20 protein-coding genes and 1 pseudogene are annotated in these 17,076 nt (G+C 63.6%); 6 read left to right on the plus strand and 15 right to left on the minus strand.

Annotated features, from left to right (window positions below):
* Position 1 precedes the first annotated feature (1 nt).
* A complete protein-coding gene (locus tag N675_RS00405) occupies positions 2 to 970 on the plus strand; it encodes an FAD:protein FMN transferase (protein WP_051913682.1) in 969 nt (322 codons plus the stop codon).
* The gene (locus N675_RS00410; RefSeq protein WP_051913683.1) at positions 967 to 1,527 is read left to right on the plus strand and encodes a ferric reductase-like transmembrane domain-containing protein; all 561 of its coding nucleotides are present in this window, start codon (positions 967 to 969) and stop codon (positions 1,525 to 1,527) included. The genes N675_RS00405 and N675_RS00410 overlap by 4 nt, the downstream gene beginning before the upstream one ends.
* Before the next feature lie 157 nt (positions 1,528 to 1,684).
* On the opposite strand, the gene N675_RS00415 is transcribed toward N675_RS00410, so the two are convergent.
* Together N675_RS00415 and N675_RS00420 are read right to left on the minus strand one after the other, a co-directional pair.
* Positions 1,685 to 2,983 (minus strand): sensor histidine kinase, encoded by a 1,299-nt coding sequence (locus N675_RS00415; protein WP_051913685.1) that lies wholly within the window; start codon positions 2,981 to 2,983, stop codon positions 1,685 to 1,687.
* Between the two features lie 23 nt (positions 2,984 to 3,006).
* Positions 3,007 to 3,678 carry a response regulator transcription factor gene (locus N675_RS00420; protein WP_038037316.1) on the minus strand — a complete coding sequence of 224 codons (672 nt, stop codon included), beginning with the start codon at positions 3,676 to 3,678 and terminating at the stop codon, positions 3,007 to 3,009.
* Positions 3,679 to 3,841: 163 nt separating this feature from the next.
* On the opposite strand from N675_RS00420, the gene N675_RS00425 reads away from it, so the two are divergent.
* Positions 3,842 to 4,582, plus strand: coding sequence for an acetamidase/formamidase family protein (locus tag N675_RS00425; RefSeq protein ID WP_081886718.1), 741 nt, complete (start codon positions 3,842 to 3,844; stop codon positions 4,580 to 4,582).
* On the opposite strand, the gene N675_RS00430 is transcribed toward N675_RS00425, so the two are convergent.
* Both N675_RS00430 and N675_RS00435 read right to left on the minus strand, forming a co-directional pair.
* Complete coding sequence (locus N675_RS00430) at positions 4,485 to 6,158, minus strand: recombinase family protein (protein WP_081886719.1); 1,674 nt, start codon at positions 6,156 to 6,158, stop codon at positions 4,485 to 4,487. The genes N675_RS00425 and N675_RS00430 overlap by 98 nt on opposite strands.
* Before the next feature lie 64 nt (positions 6,159 to 6,222).
* The gene (locus N675_RS00435; RefSeq protein ID WP_038037321.1) at positions 6,223 to 6,444 is read right to left on the minus strand and encodes a helix-turn-helix domain-containing protein; all 222 of its coding nucleotides are present in this window, start codon (positions 6,442 to 6,444) and stop codon (positions 6,223 to 6,225) included.
* Between the two features lie 231 nt (positions 6,445 to 6,675).
* Between N675_RS00435 and N675_RS00440 the strand changes: the two genes are divergently transcribed.
* Both N675_RS00440 and N675_RS00445 read left to right on the plus strand, forming a co-directional pair.
* Positions 6,676 to 6,918: a hypothetical protein gene (locus N675_RS00440; protein WP_038037322.1), complete on the plus strand. Its 243-nt coding sequence runs from the start codon at positions 6,676 to 6,678 to the stop codon at positions 6,916 to 6,918.
* A 22-nt stretch (positions 6,919 to 6,940) separates the two neighbouring features.
* A complete protein-coding gene (locus N675_RS00445; RefSeq protein WP_038037324.1) occupies positions 6,941 to 7,279 on the plus strand; it encodes a hypothetical protein in 339 nt (112 codons plus the stop codon).
* A gap of 772 nt (positions 7,280 to 8,051) precedes the next feature.
* Here N675_RS00445 and N675_RS00450 read toward each other — a convergent pair.
* The 8 genes from N675_RS00450 to N675_RS00485 are packed head-to-tail and all read right to left on the minus strand — an operon-like array spanning position 8,052 to position 14,103.
* On the minus strand, positions 8,052 to 8,468 hold the full coding sequence (locus tag N675_RS00450) for a hypothetical protein (protein ID WP_156100755.1): 417 nt from the start codon (positions 8,466 to 8,468) through the stop codon (positions 8,052 to 8,054).
* 56 nt (positions 8,469 to 8,524) lie between these two features.
* Positions 8,525 to 9,115, minus strand: coding sequence for a hypothetical protein (locus N675_RS00455; protein ID WP_038037326.1), 591 nt, complete (start codon positions 9,113 to 9,115; stop codon positions 8,525 to 8,527).
* Between the two features lie 4 nt (positions 9,116 to 9,119).
* Entirely contained in the window at positions 9,120 to 9,614 is a 495-nt protein-coding gene (locus N675_RS00460; RefSeq protein WP_038037329.1) for a hypothetical protein, read from the minus strand.
* A gap of 3 nt (positions 9,615 to 9,617) precedes the next feature.
* Positions 9,618 to 10,400: a CRISPR-associated protein Cas4 gene (locus N675_RS13315; protein ID WP_051913687.1), complete on the minus strand. Its 783-nt coding sequence runs from the start codon at positions 10,398 to 10,400 to the stop codon at positions 9,618 to 9,620.
* A complete protein-coding gene (locus tag N675_RS00470; protein WP_038037332.1) occupies positions 10,385 to 10,705 on the minus strand; it encodes a hypothetical protein in 321 nt (106 codons plus the stop codon). The genes N675_RS13315 and N675_RS00470 overlap by 16 nt, the downstream gene beginning before the upstream one ends.
* On the minus strand, positions 10,702 to 11,040 hold the full coding sequence (locus N675_RS00475; RefSeq protein ID WP_038037334.1) for a VRR-NUC domain-containing protein: 339 nt from the start codon (positions 11,038 to 11,040) through the stop codon (positions 10,702 to 10,704). The genes N675_RS00470 and N675_RS00475 overlap by 4 nt, the downstream gene beginning before the upstream one ends.
* Before the next feature lie 2 nt (positions 11,041 to 11,042).
* On the minus strand, positions 11,043 to 13,826 hold the full coding sequence (locus N675_RS13320; protein ID WP_051913689.1) for a toprim domain-containing protein: 2,784 nt from the start codon (positions 13,824 to 13,826) through the stop codon (positions 11,043 to 11,045).
* Positions 13,819 to 14,103, minus strand: coding sequence for a hypothetical protein (locus N675_RS00485; protein ID WP_038037336.1), 285 nt, complete (start codon positions 14,101 to 14,103; stop codon positions 13,819 to 13,821). The genes N675_RS13320 and N675_RS00485 overlap by 8 nt, the downstream gene beginning before the upstream one ends.
* Positions 14,104 to 14,896: 793 nt before the next feature.
* Here N675_RS00485 and N675_RS00495 point away from each other — a divergent pair.
* Positions 14,897 to 15,295: pseudogene (locus N675_RS00495) on the plus strand (acetamidase/formamidase family protein); the annotation flags it as partial.
* A gap of 74 nt (positions 15,296 to 15,369) precedes the next feature.
* Here the strand turns inward: N675_RS00495 and N675_RS00500 are convergent.
* From N675_RS00500 to N675_RS00510, 3 genes are all read right to left on the minus strand, one after another.
* A complete protein-coding gene (locus tag N675_RS00500; RefSeq protein WP_038037340.1) occupies positions 15,370 to 15,801 on the minus strand; it encodes an OsmC family protein in 432 nt (143 codons plus the stop codon).
* Between the two features lie 76 nt (positions 15,802 to 15,877).
* Positions 15,878 to 16,630 carry a coenzyme F420-0:L-glutamate ligase gene (gene cofE / locus N675_RS00505; protein ID WP_156100756.1) on the minus strand — a complete coding sequence of 251 codons (753 nt, stop codon included), beginning with the start codon at positions 16,628 to 16,630 and terminating at the stop codon, positions 15,878 to 15,880.
* A 25-nt stretch (positions 16,631 to 16,655) separates the two neighbouring features.
* The gene (locus tag N675_RS00510) at positions 16,656 to 17,054 is read right to left on the minus strand and encodes a PPOX class F420-dependent oxidoreductase (protein ID WP_038037345.1); all 399 of its coding nucleotides are present in this window, start codon (positions 17,052 to 17,054) and stop codon (positions 16,656 to 16,658) included.
* Positions 17,055 to 17,076 lie beyond the last annotated feature (22 nt).

Below are 17,076 nucleotides of genomic sequence, written 5' to 3' on the forward strand. Positions count from 1 at the left end.
TGTGCAACATAAAGACGCGATGCGTGCCATGCCTAGCACCGATACCGTACGTATTGCCCTCAACGGAGCGGCGTTTCCGGCGCTTGGCACTGAGGTAACCGTCCTGGTTACCGATCCAGTGCAACTTTGGCCAATCGTGCAGCATGTCCGGCAATGTATTGACGTCATTGACCGTACCCTCAGCCGTTTCCGTCCTGATAGCGAACTCGCCCGGCTGGAACGCATCGTTGACCTTCCCCAGCCAGCCTCGCCGTTGTTCTTAGAGGCACTGGAACTTGCGCTTCGAGCAGCGCGTGATACGGAGGGATGGTTTGACCCGACAATTCGCGACGCCCTTGAAGCGGCTGGTTATGACCGGAGTATTGAGCAGCTTGAGGCAGTGGGGCCGGGACCAAACCGGCCCGCACTGCCAGCTGGTCAGTGGCTGCGCATTCGCTACAATCGCGCGCTTGGCTGGGTTTGCATCCCCAGAGGTGTGCGTCTCGATTTCGGTGGAATCGGCAAAGGATTTGCGGTCGACTACGCGCTGCGAACATTGCCCGTGAACGACGTTGGCGTACTGCTGAACGCTGGCGGTGACCTTGCTGTCCGTGGACCAACGCCGCCGGGTGGTTGGCTCTGTGATATTGCTGTCGATGTGTCGTCGCCGCCGGAGGCGCACGTCGTAGTGTTCGAGGGCGCACTCGCAACGTCGGGGCTGGGTCGGCGGCAGTGGACGAGGAACGGCGAACGCCTGCATCACCTCATCGATCCCCGTACAGGGTTGCCGGGAGTGAGCCCCTGGCGGATTGTCACCGTGGCGGCGCGCAGCTGTGCCGTCGCAGAGGTCGCTGCCAAAGTGGCCTGGCTGAAAGGCGAGGAAGGCCCAGCGTGGCTAGAGGACCTCGGGTTAGCTGGGCGCTTTGCAGCCAAAGACGGCTCGGTCATCACCGTTGGCCCCTGGCCCGAACAGAAAGGAGACATCCGATGAATAGTCCTGTGCTCTGGTACGTTGCTCGTGGGAGTGGGGTTGTCGCATACCTGTTGCTGACGCTGTCGGTCGTCCTTGGCATTGCGCTGAGCCGGCGCTGGCATCGCCCAAGTTGGCCACGCTTCGTTGTCCACGAGATGCATCGCTGGGCCACCCTAGTGTTCTATTGCTTTCTCGGCATTCATATCCTGACTGTGGCCATTGATCCCTATGTTCACTTCTCGCTCACTGACGTGCTGGTGCCGTTTGCTAGCAACTACCGGACGTTCTGGTTGGGGCTTGGGATTCTTGGCGCTGAACTTGCGCTTGCAATCGGTGCAAGCGTCTGGGTGCGTGAGCACATTGGGTATCGGGCGTGGCACGTGCTTCATGCTCTTTCCTATCCCGTCTTCCTTGCTTCCCTTGCCCATGGCCTCGGCACGGGCACGGATACTGGCACGCGCTGGATGACGGTGATCTATGTCGCTTCAGCCATCGCTGTGCTCGGTGCAACGATCTGGCGGCTGCTGCCATGGCCGCGGCTCTCGTTTGCCACCAGCCGCGTGACGAGCCGCTGACTGACGGGAAGTGCCGTCGTTATAAGCAAGCGCTGAAGATATTCCGTAGGCGATGCTCTCTTGGCAGGGGGCATCGCCCATTGTATGGAAAGCAGGTGTGTCACCAGGAGTTCAGCACATTCACGTTGCCAAGGGCGCAAGATTGGCTTGCAGAGGGTTAGGCCTGTTGGGCTTGATTCCCGGCCCGTGCCTTGACTCGACCAAAGGCATGGCTGGACACTGCCGAAGACGTGAGTGGTAGTTCAACGATTGCCGTCGTGCCCTGGCCGAGTGTGCTCTCGAGCCGGATCGTCCCGCGATGCGCGTGCACGATCGACCAGGCGATGGCAAGTCCCAAGCCGGCGCCGCCCTGTTGGCGCGTGCGAGCCCGGTCGACGCGATAAAACCGATCAAAGAGCCGAGGTAGGTGCTCGGGAGCAATACCTTCACCGGTGTCACGTACGCGGATTTGGGCCATACGACCATGACGCTGGAGTGTGACCGTAATAGTACCAGGCGGCGGCGTATATTTGAGCGCGTTATCGAGCAGGATGAGCAGCAACTGCTGATAGCGGTCTGGATCAACTTCAACTTCGAGGTGCTCATCGGACGGCTGAAATTGCAGCTGGAGGCCATGCTGGATTGCCAATGGGGTAACGCGGCGAATAACGTCCTCGGTAATGAGCGCGAGGTCGACTGGCGCGACCGCAAGGTCAAGTTCGTTGAGATCAGCCCGAGCCAGGAGGAGCAGATCGTTGGCTAAGCGTTCGAGTCGAGCGAGATCGTGGCGGAAGTCTTCCCAGAGTTGGAGATTTGCTGAAAGAGGCTCCTGACGATGCTGGTCAAGAAGATCGGCCGTGGCACGTAGGACAGTGAGCGGGGTCCGCAGTTCGTGCGAAGCATCAGCAACAAACTCGAGCTGGCGGCGAAAGGCTTGTTCAATCGGGATCAGCGCGCGACCAGCCAAAAACCACGCACCAATGAAAGACAGTCCGAGGCCGCCGGCCCCGCCAAGCAATAGGCCGATGAGCAGGCGATGGAGCGCTTGTTGCACAGGCGTAAGGCTTTTGCCGACGACAAGCAACAGGCCCTGTTCGCTGTTTCCGGGAGGTTGCGGTGAAATGAATAGGCGAACAGGCTGATTGTTCACCGTCATAGTAAGGAACTGTGGTGGAGAGAGCGTTTGCGGCACACGAGTAAGTTCAATCCCCTGCGGATTTGCCAACACACTGCCATTAGGCCCAATGATCAACAGAAAAAAGCCACTGTTCAGGCCATGCGACTCGCTGCCCACATCATCGTGTTCACGATGCCCAGGGTCGTGTAGCGTCATGCTCTGGGTAACGAGGTCGTGGTCGACCTGGGCCATGAGCTGGTGCGCGGTCAGCACATAGACGCCGGCGCCAACAAATCCTAGGATCAGCGTGAGGACAAGGATGTTCCATCCAACCAGATGCCAGCGAATGCGACGGAACAAGGTGTGCTCCTTCATACAATGCATTATGGGCGCAACGAGTAGCCAACGCCACGAATCGTACGAATCAATGGCCGAGTTGAGCCACGATCAATTTTCTCCCGTAGATAGTGAATGTAGGTTTCGACGACGTTGGTTGTGGCACTACTGTCGTAGCCCCAAATATGCTCAAGAATTTGCTCCTTCGTCAGCACGCGCTGTTGATGACGTGCCAGGTAAACGAGCAGTTCGAACTCTCGTGGTGTCAGCTCAATGGTACGTTCTCCCCGTCGTACTTCATGCCGGTCGAGATCGATAGCCAAGTCGCCGACAACCAGCGTGTCAGACTCGGATTGGTCAGCGAAACGGCGGCCGAGGGCCCGGATGCGGGCAAGCAATTCTTCGAGTGCGAATGGTTTAACTAGATAATCGTCGGCACCAGCGTCTAGCCCCTCGACTCGGTCGGCCACAGCGTCGCGCGCCGTGAGCATAAGGATTGGTGTACGCACGCGCTGACGACGCAACTGGCGACTAACGGATAGCCCATCAAGCTTCGGCAGCATGATATCGAGCACAATGACGTCGAACAGGCCAGTTTCAGCGCGCTGGAGTCCAGCGAGTCCATCGTCGGCGAGTTCGACCTGATGGCCTGCCTCTGTCAATGCGCGTGAGACGAGCCGAGCAACTCGAGGATCGTCTTCGACGACGAGGATGCGCATAGCTGCAATGGCCTCCACCGTGACGTCGCAATATCGTATTGCTACCTCAGTATACGGAACAATCCTGAGAATTCTCTGAGAACCACTGGGATTGTCTTGCCTGCACAGGACTACTAGAATCGGCGTGAGCGGCATCGCGAGGAACAAGAAAGGTGGAGGCAGGATGGTCGTGCAGGAGCAGCGGGTGCACATTGATCCATTGAAGCCGCTGGCGGCTGAGCCACACACTGGTCATAACCGCTGGCATGAAGCCCTGACGCCAGTACTTGAGGTCGAGCCTGGTGTTCCAGTCGCCATCGAAACGCGCGATGCGTTCGATGCCCAGCTCACGCCCCAATCAACGGACGCCGACGTTGGTCAACTGCGGCTTGGACCCGTCCACCCTCTCACTGGGCCGATTTATGTCAAAGGGGCACAGCCGGGCGATCTTCTTGAGGTCAAGCTCTTGGCGATCGAGTGCGATCCTTGGCAACACTGGGGCTATACTGTCGAAGTGCCGGGATTCGGGTTCTTGCGGGATGTCTTCCCCGACCCCTACATTGTCCACTGGCACCTTGTTGGTGACTACGCTGAGTCGCCGCAGTTGCCTGGGGTACGCATTCGACGGGCACCGTTTCCTGGAATTATGGGAGTTGCGCCATCGCGCGAGTTGCGGGAGCGCATCACGGCCCGCGAAGCTGAGCTCGCACAACGCGGCGGCTTTGCGCTCCTGCCGGATCCAACGGATGCTGTACCGGCGAGCGGATCAGTTGCGACGGAGGGGCTGCGGACGATCGCGCCACGGGAGAATGCTGGCAATCTCGATATTAAGCAGCTGACTCCAGGCGCGAGCGTCTTTTTCCCCGTCTGGGTCGAGGGCGCTCTCTTCTCCACCGGTGACGTCCACTTTGCGCAAGGGAAGTGAGCACAGTGCTGCTCAGCAGCCAGTCGAGCTGCACCCGCTCGTTGTCCAGCACCGTTACCCGCACTCGCAATAGTTCCAGGAGTGCGCGCCGCTCATCCGGCGTCGCCGCGTTCACGCCAAGGGCGACGTCGTGCGTCAGGGCCTCGATGAGTGTCTCCTCGTCTGGGACGTCGAGTGTCCCCAGTTCCCCGAGCAGTCGTTCGCGCTCGGTCGTCAGCGCCTGATACTGGTGGCCGAGTTCTCTCCGTTTGGCCGCAATCACCTCGGCAGGGAAGCCGTCCAAGGCCTGATCAAGGAGCTGGCTCAGCCGCCGCTGCACGTCCGCGAGTGCCGCCTCGACGGCCTGGAGCCGATCGGTGATTCGTTCCCGCTCGGCAGCGACGCGGGCACGTTGGTCGGCAATCGCCGCACGCAACAGGTCACGATCGTGGAGCGGCGCAGTAACGGCCTGCCACACGGCTTCTTCCAGCCAGTCAGCGGGGTACCACGGGGCAACGGGGCAGGTGTCGAACCACGCGGAACCGGAGCGTGTTGGGCACCGGTAGTACCGCTTGTGGCTCTGGTTGAAGGAGCCGACGAGAATGCGCCCGCAGGCGCAGGTGATCAGCCCGCGAAGCAGGTAGTCGAACCGTTTGCTGTTGCGTTGAGCGCGTGCCTTGCCCATATCCAGCGCCTCGTTCGCGATCTGCCAGAGCTCGGGCGTCACGATTGCGGGAGCGGGGGCAACGATCCAGTGCTCGGGGGCGACTGGCCGCGTCGTGATCGTCTCCGCTTCGGTTTTCACCCGTTTCGTCCGGCCGAACACCCACTGCCCCTTATAGAGGGGGTTGCGGATCATCTGCCGGATCGTCGTATCGTGCCAGACGCCGTTCACCGCAAAGGTTGTGTAGTTCAACTGCCGCCGTTGACTGGGCGTCGGGACACCCTCCTCGGTGAGGAGACGCGCAACGGCATGGGTCGAGCGGCGCTCAATCCCAATCAACCGGAAGATGCGCTCGACCACGGCTGCTTCCTGCGGCTCGATCTCGTAGCGTGATTCGCCCGGAATGTAGCGGTAGCCGTATGCCGGGCGTCCGCCGGAGAGGATGCCGCCACGCTCGGCCTTCGCGCGCTGGCCCATGACCGACCGCAATCGGATCTTCTCCCGCTCGTACTCGGCGAAGCTGAAGAGCTGGTGCTTGAGGAGCCGTCCTTCCGGCGTGTCGTCGACAGGCACCCGCACGTAATGGACACGGACACCGTACCGCTTGAGTTGCTCTTCGAGCACGAGCGCCTTAGTGAGCGAGCGCGCAAAGCGGTCGAGATCCCAGACGAGGAGCACCTGGAAGCGCCGCTGGCGGGCAGCTTCGAGCATCGCTTGCAACCCGGGAAGATTCCAGTCAGCGCCAGAGGCATCGGCGTCGGCGCCGTCACGAAAGCGCAGATCATCGGGCAAGAGCCACCCGTGCTGCGCCGCGTACTCTTCGAGGCTCTGCGCTTGTGCGTAGAGGGAGAATCCGCGCTGGGCCTGGAACTGCCGGGAAACGCGCTCGTAGGTAGCGCACACCACAGGGGAATGAAGTGATAGACTAGTCATTGAAACCTCCTTTACCTTTTGACGCCCCGCGTTGCCTCGCACGCACGGCGCGGGGCGTTGTCCTTCACTGCTGTCCGTCTCGTGTTTCACCCTGCTTGAGAAACCGCTCGATCTCCGACAGCGGGATACGGTAGCCAGCAGCGTCCGAGCCGAGATAGACGGCGCGGATCTTCCCTTGCCGGATCCAGGTGCGGATTGTCGCCGGCTTGAGCTGTAGCATCGCCGCTGCTTGCTTGACGGTGATGAGTCGCTCTTCCACTGCTCGCCTCTCAATGACTGTCATCATCACCATCGCTCCGATCATAGCACGACGAGAGACCGCCAGAGATGCGTTGACAAAAACATACACAAATGATATGATACAGGAAGAGAATGACAGAAACAAACTGATCGGAACCGATCATGATCCGCTCTCCACCAGCATTTCGCCGCAACTCATACCCCGCCGAGTTGGTCGGAAGACACCGAAGCCGCTGGGGACGTGTCCTGGCGGTCGGTCTGAAACGGAGTGGGAACCATGGACGTGCGTGAACGAAAGCGGCTGCTCATGGATGTTGCGACGTACTACGCCTGGCGCGGCTACGACGATGTCACCGTGTTTTTCGCCGCTCACCTGGCCGCCGAGGACGACCCAACCGGTCGCATGGCCCGGGTTGCGCTGGAGCTGTTCCAGGAGCGGCATGCGCTCACGGAAGATGAGGCTGCGCCGCTTCGTGCACTTGCACAGGCACTCGACCGAGCACGTGGTAGCCTGGCGTGAGGGCTGAAGGGAGAAACCAGCGATGGACGTGGTCGAGATCCGCGACCGCCTGATCACGTTGTGTCTCGCCCCAGAGGACGCATTCTGCTTGGCCATGGCCTTGCGGGCAGCCGAGCTCAAGGCCGGCGATGCCAACACCAGCCTCTGGCTGACAACCGCCCGCAGCTGCCTCGAGGCCGCCGCCCTCGCTGCTGGTGCCTCCAGCCTCTGTCACCCCGCAAAGGCCGCACGGCTGTCGCTGTCAGCCTTGCGGGCCGGGCGCGTCCTTGATCCGGTCCCCCTCACCTTTGATGAGGAGCTCGTTCCACGCGCGGAGCCCGTGTTGGACACCGCTGCCGCGCATGCCGAGACTGAACGGTAACCCCCGAGTGTCTTCGCTGGCGGTGCGGTAGTGGCGTGCCCAGGTTCTTCATGTGAAGAACCTGGACACATGGCTTTGTTGTCACCACACCAGCGCATGGCGGTGACTTCATCAATCCCCGTCGCGCGCTCGACCAGCGTCGCACGCTCGTCCTCGTCACGTCGCTCGGCCGGGTAGCGCTTGCCGTCGAGACCGAGCACCTTCGGTGGCGGGGTGGCGTGTTCAGGTGTCTCATTTGAGACACCTGAACACTGCTGTTCCTCCTCACACCAGCGAGCGATTGTCCATTGGTCGATCCCCATCGCGCGTTCGATCATGGGGTAGCTCCACCCGAACTCGCGCCGCAGCCGGCGGACAAGGTCGCGTTGCTCATCGGTGGTCAGCTGACGCCGGGTGACGTTGAGCGCGAGCCGGAGCCGACACACGCGATCAAACGGCACCGCCGCCGCCTATGCGCTGCGACGGCTTCGCCGTGCGCGGCCTGACCTGCATGCGCGGGTGCTGGCGGGGGAACTCTCACCCCACCCACGGCTTCCCCATCGCCAAACAAGCCTCACTAGCCCCCAGCAAAAGGTTTTCGTCGAAAAAATCGGTTTTCCCAAAAAATTGCCAATTTTGAACGGAAAATTTCCGAGGTGGGGGCGCGGGTCTCAGACGGCCAGCCGTGAAGATTTCGACCCCCTATCCCCCTTCCCCGTCTATGGCCGCCGTCCAGGAGATACGAGCAGTCAGCAAGCAGCGTGCTCGAGACAGCGCCACGTTATCCCAACGATCACGCACCACTCGAGTGGTGATCAGAGAGTGGCGAGTCGGACGAGAGAAGCGGAGCGAGAAAGCGGTAGGCCTGATGGCACCGATGGTAAACCGTCCCGTACGAGCAACCGAGATCCATCGCGGCGAGCTGCCGCCGTGTCGTGAGACTGTGGCGCAACCGCCATCGACGATCAGCATACTCAGTCGCCCACGGGAACAGGTGGACGAGCGCCACGGTCTCGTAGAGCGCCTGGTCGTACTGGCGCAGTGCGGCGAGTGCGCGATCGATGTCAGCACGCTGTACGGCAGCACGCAAGGCGAGCGGCTCGAACCGGCTGCCGCGTCCCCGCCGGCGCACTGGCCGGTCGAGTGAACGGCCACGTGCGTCGAGTTCCTCATATCGTTCAAGCAGCGCCTCGACGTCCGACGGTCTCACAATCCCCCCGTTCCTAACAGAAAGCGGAGCGGCCACATCGAGCCGCCCCGCCAAGATTACGTCCACTTCGCAAGGAATTCTTCGAGCTCCTGCAGCCAGCGGTCGAGCTTTGACGGGTTGATGTACCCGTGACCACGCTCGGTGACAAACTCGTGCCAGTGCTGCGGCCAGTCCGTCGGGACGTCCCAGCCGACCTCGGCGAGCAGGCGCACGAGACGGTCATTCGCTTCTTTGGCGCGCTGGAGCGCGTCGGCGAGTTCACGCACGGCCTCAGCATAGTGCGGTGCCAGCGCTGCCCATTTCCGCCGGCGGTTTTCCCTCTCGAGTCGTCGGGCCTCCTCTTCGAGGTAGCGCTTCGCTTGACTGAGTCGCTCCAGCCGACTCGGGAACTCCGCGAGCGTGCGCTCGGCCTGCTCGAGCTCGGCTCGGGCGGCGGCGAGTTCCTCTGCGACGTCCTCACCGGCGAGTTGGCGCACCTCGAGTGCCGTGGTGCGCTGGCTGAGCGCATCGCGCTGCTCGACGAGCCGGTGCCGTGTCTCGCCGGCCGCGAAGATCTCGCTCTCGATCTCGCCCAGCCGGCGCCGTACGGCGATGAGTTCAGGAAGGTCTTCGTATACGAAGGTCTCGGCACGCTTGAGCTTCGCCATCGGTCTACCGTCCTTTCACCATCCGGAACTCGATCGTCGGTCTGTGTTGCGCCCACGCCGGCACAGAGCGTGGCCGTCCGCTGTCCTGCGTCCGTCCCACCGTCACGAGCGGCCGCTTCCGGCGCGCACGCAGCTTCGCGAGCCGGAACCGCCACAGCTGCCGCGCGAGATACTCACCGAGCAGGTCAGCGCGCTGCTCGCTCTGCCGGTACCCGAGCCGGGCAATTGCCAGATGCCCGAACTCGTGACAGACCGTGTTCTCGATCTGCGCGGCGTCCCAAGGGAGATCGGCTCGCAGGACGATCGTGGACCGGGTCGGGTCTGCGCCACCGCGGAGTGGGACAGGGGAGACATAATCTCCCGCTGACGGAGTCTTGCGCACGAACTCGACGACGACAGCGAGGCCAAGCAGTTCGGCAAGGTCGTCGCAAAGCTGCCACGCGGTTCGCCGGAGCCAGACCGGCACGTCCTTGTCTGGTACGACTGCATAGCGTTCCATCGGTCACCTCCATTCGACGCATCGTGTGGCACGGCACTGGTTCTCGGGCGAGACAGGCGGGCCGCGACCGCGCGCGTCCACCTGGCCAACCGGATCGTCGTCGGCGCACGGCAGCGGCTGCAGGAGCTGCTCAGCGTGGAGGGCGCGGTAGAGAGCGAGCGCGGCACGGAACCCGTAGCGTGCGCGCTCGAGATCCACGCGGTACGCACGGTAGGTGTCGTCTCGGAGCTGGACGACTACGCCATGCTCGACCGTCTCGCCGGTCATCTCCTCGACCGCCCTGGCGTAGGCGCCGAGCTGGAGCGCGTGCTCTGGCCAGACCCCACCGGTCTTCCAGTCGAGTACGGCGAGCGCCCCGTCCGGCGTCCTCGCCACGAGGTCACAGGTGCCGGCATAGCCGTCCGTGTCGGACAGGATGAGGTACTCGTGTGCCAGTGGCTCGAGGCCGAACGTGTCGAGCACGGCGGTGGCAACCGGATCGCGTGCCGGCGACGCGATGCGGCCGTGCCGCGCGGAACCACGCGCTGCCGCGCGGTCGCGGAGCCGCTCTGGTTCGCTCTGTGCGTAGGCCAGTGCGGCCGCGAGTTCCCCTTGTGTGATCGGCTCGCGACCGGACAGGTAGGCGGCAACAGCGTCGAGCGCGACCCGGGCCGCCCACGGGGCGATCGCGGGCTTGGCCACGACGGCGAGCACGCTCGTGACGCTGAGGTACAGCTTCCCATCGATGCGGTAGTACCGCGTGCCGTGGATGTTCAGGCGCTCACCCTCTCTCAGTGGCAACTGCATGCGGGCTGTCCTTTCCCGTGACTGTTCGGCGTGACGCGCCGCGCGAGCGTCCAAATCGCACGCTCTTCGACCGACCAGAGTGCCTCCGGATCGGGGAGCAGAGAGCGCGCGTTGATCGTTGCGAGCAGGGCGCGTTTCCTGTGATAGAGCTTCGTGAGTTTGATTTCGAGCGTGCTCACGGTCCTGCGGTCCTGCTCGGTTGGTTGCCGCCGGCACAACGCCGATCGGAGTGACAAGAGTTCTCGCGACAAATGGTTGATTTGTTGCTGGGTCGCGACGAGCTCGGCGAAGCGTGCGTCCGTCACAGCAACCCCTCTCCTTGGAGGACGGCGACGATCCTGTCCCATTCGCTCGGCCGCCAGACCTCGACGCAAATCCCCGGCACCTGTCGGAGCACGGCGAGCCACTGTTCCTGTGCCGGTGAGAGCCGGCCGCGCTCGCTCTTGAGCTCGGCCAGGATCAACGGCCGGCCTGGCTTGGCGAGCACCAGATCCGGGAAGCCCGCCGGTGAGCGCACCGAGAGCCACGTATGGTAGACGGTCCAGCCGAGCAGACGCGCCAGCTCGATCACCTGCTGGGTGAAGGCCTTCTCGGTGACCGCAGCATCGAGCTGGTGACGGCCGAAGGGGAAGGCGGTCATCGCTATCGCTCCTCCCGCTGCCGCCAGAGCGTGCGCGGTGGCTGGCGCACCAGCCTCCCGGCCTGTTCTGGCAACACCAACACCGAATGCTGCATCACGCGCGCCTCGCCATGGGCCACGGCCAGCTGCCCACGCTCAACGAGGTCCTGCAGCACTGGCTGGAGTTGCGCGAACGGCACCCCCACCGCTTCTGCCAACCGGCTCGCATAGACCGGAGCAAGCCAGCGCAACCGCTCACGCACCTGCTCGGCAAGCGCGGCTTCTCCAGGTGCACCATCCGCGCGAAAGCCAGCGAAGTGACCGTCCGCACCGTCCGCAACCGTCCGCAGCTCCGGAAATTCCCCATCAGCACGCCCAAATCGCTGCGGACGGTTACCAAAGACCGATTGCTCGCAATCGTCCGCAACCGTCCGCACACCGTCCGCAGCAAGATCCGCGTCGGGATGCGGGTTTGCTGCGTGCGCGGACGATGCGGACGATGCGGACGGTTGTGCCCCAGCTTTTGCGCGCGCCAGCACAATGAGCCGTCGCCGGTCGTGTCCCTCCCGCACAAATTCGACGGCAACGCCGTGCTGGCGCAGCGCCGGCGCAAGTCGCCGCACCTCACCCGCCAGCCCGCGCGCCGTCTTCGGCCAACTCCGCATCCGCTCCCGCTTGCGGCGCGTCTCCTCATCAGCCTGCGCCTCGAGGTCATCGAGGAGTTCCTGCGCGGTGCCCCGCCAGTCGCCACCTGTCTCGAGCATCGCCAGGATCGCGGCCGCAAGCGGTGAGGCGTCGAGCACCGTCGTCCCCGTTTCTCGCCGGTTCTCGCAATAGCGCGCGAGAAACTGCGCGCCCAGCTCCTCACCAAGCGCAGCGACCGCCCAACGGGCAAAATCGGCCATGCGCGGGTACGCCGTCAGGTGCACCTGCGGCTCGCGCTGGAGTGCCTGTACCACGCCGTCGAGCACGGCCCCGAGCAGGGCTGACCGCTCGGCCTCGAACGCCGTCCAGAACGCCGACTCTGGTTCCCGTTCCTCGTCGCCAAGGCGCGGCAGCGTCAACACGAGGGCGCGGTCGAGCAAGTCCGGCTGCGCAATCACGTCGGCAATTGCGGTAAGCAGCACCGGCCGCTGCGCCGCGAGAATGGTTTCCTCGCGGTTCTCGTACAAGGTGCGCGCCGCAAAGCCGGCGCCGGTGGCAATCCGGCAGAGCGCGTCCGACAGCCAGTTCGACAGCCGCGACACGTTGTCGAGCGCAAGGAGCCAGCTGTTCACGGCCGCCACCCACAGATCCCGTTCTTCGCGGGGTTCAGCGCGCAGATCGGCGTCGTTGGGGTCAACGAGCCGCCGCAGCACGCGGGCCGTGGTGCTCTTGCCGGCGCCCTGCTCGCCGCCCAGGGCCAGGACGGGGTAGGGCCCGCGTGGCCGGAAGGTCATCACGAGCCAGCCCGCGACGAGCGGCCGATCTTCGGGGGCCACGCGGATGAAGCGCCAGAGCCGCGCGAGCGAGCCGCCCCGTTCTGGCACCGGCAACGGTTGCAAGCCGCGCGGGCGGCGGAACCGCACCGGCGGATTGGTCACCACCCGCCAGCCGTCAGCCGTGATCTCGACGGCGCGCCACTGCTCGTCCGCGAGATCAAGGTAGAGCGCGCCCGCGTGCTCAGCGATGCGGACGAAGACAGGATGTTCCGCACCGTCGAAGAGCGCGCGGCCGCTCAGCGCGTCAATCGCGTCGGCAACGGCCTGGTGATGTGCCAGCTCGCCGTATCGTTCATAGAACGCACGCTGCAGCCAGGTGCGGAAGGCGCGCGAGGCGAGTGGCCAGTGCTCACGCTCCTCGCCGACCGGAATCGTGGCCCATGGCTCATCGTCAGGCGTGTGCCAGAGTTCAAGGCCGCGTGACTCGACGAGTTCCAGCACCCGGGTGGCCTGCGAGCGCCGCTCGTCACGCTCCGTGCTGACATGGTGTGCAGCCGAGCCATGTTCCGCGTTGGCGCTCGCCGGTGCCTCGTCTGGCGTCCATGGCCGCGCGCGCTCGAGGAGCCGCCGCACGTCCTCAGCCGTGCCGCCGCGCGCCACGAAATCGGCTGCATCGCCTTTCTCTGGTGCGTCCGGCCAATCAACCCAGCGCACGTCGCCACAGCCGAGTGCTGTCAGTCGCTCGGCGATCCGCTGCATGTGCCGCATGCCGGCGGCGTCGTTGTCTGGCCACAGGAAGACGCGCCGGCTGGCAAGCGGCCGCAGGACGTCGTCGCTCGGGGTCACACTCGCGCCGCAGACAGTGCCAACAGCCGAAAGCCCGAGCTGAAGCAGCGCGCCGGCGGCCTTCTCGCCTTCGACGATGATCACCTCAGGCGCGTCGCCGAGCTTCTCCACGCCGTACAGCGGCAGCTCCTCGACGCGCTTGCCGTTGAGTTCCCAGCGGCCGTCCGGCAGCTGCCAGAACAACTCCTTGGAGCCGCCGGGCTTGTCGCGGCGAATGTGGATCGCGACCAGCGTGCCGTCGAGGTCACGCAGTTCGTAACGCGTCTCGCGCACTGGCGGCCGCTCACGGCGTTCGCGGCGCGGCCAGAGATCGCGGTCTTGCAACGCGCGAATCACCGCGTGGTTGGGGCAGCCGGCGTGACACCGCAACAAGATCGTGCCGTCATTGCCAACCGTGACGTTCAAACTCGGACGGTCGTCGGAGTGACACGGGCAGTGGACGAGACCTTGACCGTCGCGCGCACTCCGCTGGCACCGGCAATGCGCCTTGTCGCACGTGAGCGCGTTGAGGATGCGGCGCACATCGACGCGTTCAGTCATTGCGGCCCTCCTCGCGCTCGGTGAGGCGGCCTGCCAGCTCGTCGCGTGTTGCGGCGAGCTTCTTTCGCGCGCGCTCAGCGGCGCCGCGCAAGATGTCGTAGGCGGCGATGAGTGCTTCCGCCTCTTGGGGGGTGAGGTCAACCCGCCCTGCGCGCTTCCGGGCGAGTTGCGCGAAGTGCTCCCGTGCCTGCTCGGGGGTTGCTGCGTACTTCCGGCGGTACGCCTCGCGCGCCGCGAGGGTGCGGCGCTGATTGGGGGTCAGAAACTGGTCGCCCATGGGGCAAACCTCCGTCCCACCCCCTCGAGCTTCGCGCGGGAGGGGATCGTCCGGCCCCCGATGGGCGCTCGCCGTATCCGACTAACTACAGTGTACGGACACCGCGCGGCGGTGTCAAGGTGCCGTCGGCGCCTCGAGTCTGTTCACCGCGCCACAACGCTCGCATTCCATGAGGTGCGGTAAGAGCACGCGCATGGAGTCTCCCCGGTGGTCAGACAGCTCGGGGTCTCGGAACGGAAGCCAGGCGTTCGACCCTTCCCTGAGCGTGAGTCGCGAGGGTGACGGTTTGTCCGCCTTGTGCCGTTCCTTCAACCATGCCTGTCGCCGTTTCTTCGTCGGCCGGAGAACCGCCGGCGCGTTCGGATTCGTCGGGTCAGCGACGACCGGCTTAAAGCCTGGCGGGACGGCGAACCACCAGCGAGGTGTATATCCCGGCCACAGTTCGTCGGAAGCGGCTTCGCCGAGACGGTAACCGCACCGCCAGCAGGCATACTCGACAAACTCGCGGTCTCCGACACGCCAGCGGTGCTTCTGCCGTGCGCTCTGAGTCGTGCTGGGAAACGAAAAGGTCATGCCTCACGCTCCTCGCTGTCGCTCGTTCTCGAGCACCAAAGGCACTGCCAATTTCTCCGGTTGAGTACGTTCAGCTGTGCCTATTCTAGTACAGCGCAATGCGATGGTAAAGCTACGCCGCTTGGGTACCAACCGTGAGTGCGACGAGGTGCTCCTTATGCGGCGCAGTCACGGAGATCGAGCACCGTGCTAAGCAACACTTTGTGCTCACTTTGCGCAAGGAGATTGTGAGGCATGCGGAACGGCAATTGAGATCCGCTCGGTGGTACACGTCGAGTTCCGCATCCATAAGGGCGAGGCTGAGCGCCAGGGCATTCGCACCCTCCGCTTTGTCCGTGATACCTATTTCACGGACCCGGAGTTGGCCGTGCCTCGACGCTGTTATGCCACGACCGGAATCTGTGTGCGCGAAGACGGCCGAAACGAATCTGAAGACTTGTCACTCGCCGCACGGGATGCCTTGCTGCGAATGATTGACTATCTTGAGCATCGCGGGTTTACTCGGCAGCAAGCCTACGCGCTCTGTAGTGTCGCGGTTGACCTGCGGGTGAGCCAAGTTGTCGATGTGCCAAACTTCATTGTGACGGCGCTGTTGCCCTTGGACATCTTCGTTGGATAATACCGGTTATTGATAAGCATGACGCCCCGCGCTTGAGCGTAGACTCGCGCGGGGCGTCGGTATTGTGCACAGACTTAGTTGACCAAGCGCGCGTTCAGGGTTACTTCACTGACACCACGAAGAGCTTGTGAAACAGGGCAGCCGTTCTTGGCCTGCTCAGCGAAGCGCTGGAAGGTTGCCTCATCGATGCCCGGCACCTTACCTTCGGTCTCGAGAGCAATGCGGGTGATACGGAAGCCGCCTTCGACCTGGTCAATCTGTACCTGGGCAGTCGTCTGAATCCGCTCGGGGGTATGTCCGGCCTGCGTCAGTGCAAAAGCCAAGGCCATACTGAAACAGCCGGCATGGGCCGCGCCAATCAACTCTTCAGGATTTGTCCCTGGGTCGTTGCCAAAACGGGTGCCAAAGCTGAACGGCACACTGAATGCCCTGCTGCCAGCTTCCATCTGGCCCGTGCCGCCAGGTACTGCCCCCTGCCAAACCGCCGTTGCTGTTCGTACTGGCATGGTCTCCCTCCCTTTCTCTATGAATGAAACGATCTCGTTGCCTGGAGTGTAACTGACCAGAATTCTGCTCTGCAAACTAGCGGAAGAGGTCACGTTCTGCGGGCATGACCAGGTCGCGAGCATAGCCCTCGCCGCGTAGGTAGGTGTAGCCCCGAACGAGCACAACGGGGCACCGCCGCGTTTTGCCCGTGACGAGTTCAGCGGCTGCCGCGAGCTCGTCGGCTACCGCCATCATGGTGACGCGGAGTTCGTTACCAAAGGTATCAGCCTGCCCACGATAGTCGATCAATGGCAGCATGCCAGCCACGCCAATCGCCACGTTGACGATGCCGTTGCGCCATGGCCGACCGAAGGAATCGGTGATAATGACGGCATGCTCGACACCGTAGCGCGCGAGCAGCGTGGCGCGGATACGGGCAGCTGAGGCGTCGGGATCGAGTGGAAGCAGCGAAACCCAGCCTGGCGGAACGTTTGAGGCATCAACGCCAGCGTTGGCGCAGATGAAGCCATGGCGAGTCTCGCAGATGAGCACGCCGCGATCCATGCGGACAATCCGCACACTTTCCTGCAGAACGACTTCGACATGGCGTGGGTCTTTGCCATACCGGCGCGCGATTGTCTCAGCGAATGGCGAGGGCGTGACCGAGGCCAGATCAACCAGTCGTCCTTCTGCCTTAGAGACGAGCTTATGAGTGACAACGATAACGTCGTGCGGCTCAAGTCGCAGCCCGGTATGTTCAATCCCCTGCGCAATTAATGCACCGACGTCGTCGCCCGGCTCCGCTTCCGGAATGCCACTGAGCCCAATCAGCCGAACCTCGTTGCTCACGCCCATGCCCCCGATCGTCCGCGGGTTAGACGCCGTGCCGGTACACCTGCTCCGGCTCGACCAGGATCGTCACCCGCCGCTGCTGCTGGTACTGCGGAATGTATGCCTTCGCTTCCTCCGGCCCATGATAGCGGACAGCAAGCCGTGCGATATCGGCTTGGCCACGCTCGGGGTCGTCGATCAGTTTTGCCCGGCCGATGATGGTCACATAGCGATAGCCGTCGACAATACAGAGAGACACGCGCGGATCGCGGCGGATGTCGTCGAGCTTCTTGCGTCCCTCTGCGGTATTGAGCAGAATCTGGTCACCTTCGAGGTCGTACCACATTGCTGACTGCCGCGGCAGCCCGTCGGGCCGGAGCGTCGCGAGTACGGCAAAGCGCGGCGCAGCCAAAAATTCCCGTACGTCTGGCGGCAATTGCATCGTGCTTTCCCTCCTTTCTCTT

The sequence above is a fragment of the Thermorudis peleae genome (assembly GCF_000744775.1).
Taxonomy (GTDB): Bacteria; Chloroflexota; Chloroflexia; order Thermomicrobiales; family Thermomicrobiaceae; genus Thermorudis; species Thermorudis peleae.

Bases quoted from the DNA above. Each gene is read 5' to 3' on its own strand.
- N675_RS00410 (WP_051913683.1), top strand. From the start codon at position 967: ATGAATAGTCCTGTGCTCTGGTACGTTGCTCGTGGGAGTGGGGTTGTC.
- N675_RS00420 (WP_038037316.1), bottom strand. From the start codon at position 3,678: ATGCGCATCCTCGTCGTCGAAGACGATCCTCGAGTTGCTCGGCTCGTC.
- N675_RS00425 (WP_081886718.1), top strand. From the start codon at position 3,842: ATGGTCGTGCAGGAGCAGCGGGTGCACATTGATCCATTGAAGCCGCTG.
- N675_RS00430 (WP_081886719.1), bottom strand. From the start codon at position 6,158: ATGACTAGTCTATCACTTCATTCCCCTGTGGTGTGCGCTACCTACGAG.
- N675_RS00435 (WP_038037321.1), bottom strand. From the start codon at position 6,444: ATGATGACAGTCATTGAGAGGCGAGCAGTGGAAGAGCGACTCATCACC.
- N675_RS00440 (WP_038037322.1), top strand. From the start codon at position 6,676: ATGGACGTGCGTGAACGAAAGCGGCTGCTCATGGATGTTGCGACGTAC.
- N675_RS00445 (WP_038037324.1), top strand. From the start codon at position 6,941: ATGGACGTGGTCGAGATCCGCGACCGCCTGATCACGTTGTGTCTCGCC.
- N675_RS00455 (WP_038037326.1), bottom strand. From the start codon at position 9,115: ATGGCGAAGCTCAAGCGTGCCGAGACCTTCGTATACGAAGACCTTCCT.
- N675_RS00460 (WP_038037329.1), bottom strand. From the start codon at position 9,614: ATGGAACGCTATGCAGTCGTACCAGACAAGGACGTGCCGGTCTGGCTC.
- N675_RS13315 (WP_051913687.1), bottom strand. From the start codon at position 10,400: ATGCAGTTGCCACTGAGAGAGGGTGAGCGCCTGAACATCCACGGCACG.
- N675_RS00475 (WP_038037334.1), bottom strand. From the start codon at position 11,040: ATGACCGCCTTCCCCTTCGGCCGTCACCAGCTCGATGCTGCGGTCACC.
- N675_RS13320 (WP_051913689.1), bottom strand. From the start codon at position 13,826: ATGACTGAACGCGTCGATGTGCGCCGCATCCTCAACGCGCTCACGTGC.
- N675_RS00485 (WP_038037336.1), bottom strand. From the start codon at position 14,103: ATGGGCGACCAGTTTCTGACCCCCAATCAGCGCCGCACCCTCGCGGCG.
- N675_RS00500 (WP_038037340.1), bottom strand. From the start codon at position 15,801: ATGCCAGTACGAACAGCAACGGCGGTTTGGCAGGGGGCAGTACCTGGC.
- N675_RS00510 (WP_038037345.1), bottom strand. From the start codon at position 17,054: ATGCAATTGCCGCCAGACGTACGGGAATTTTTGGCTGCGCCGCGCTTT.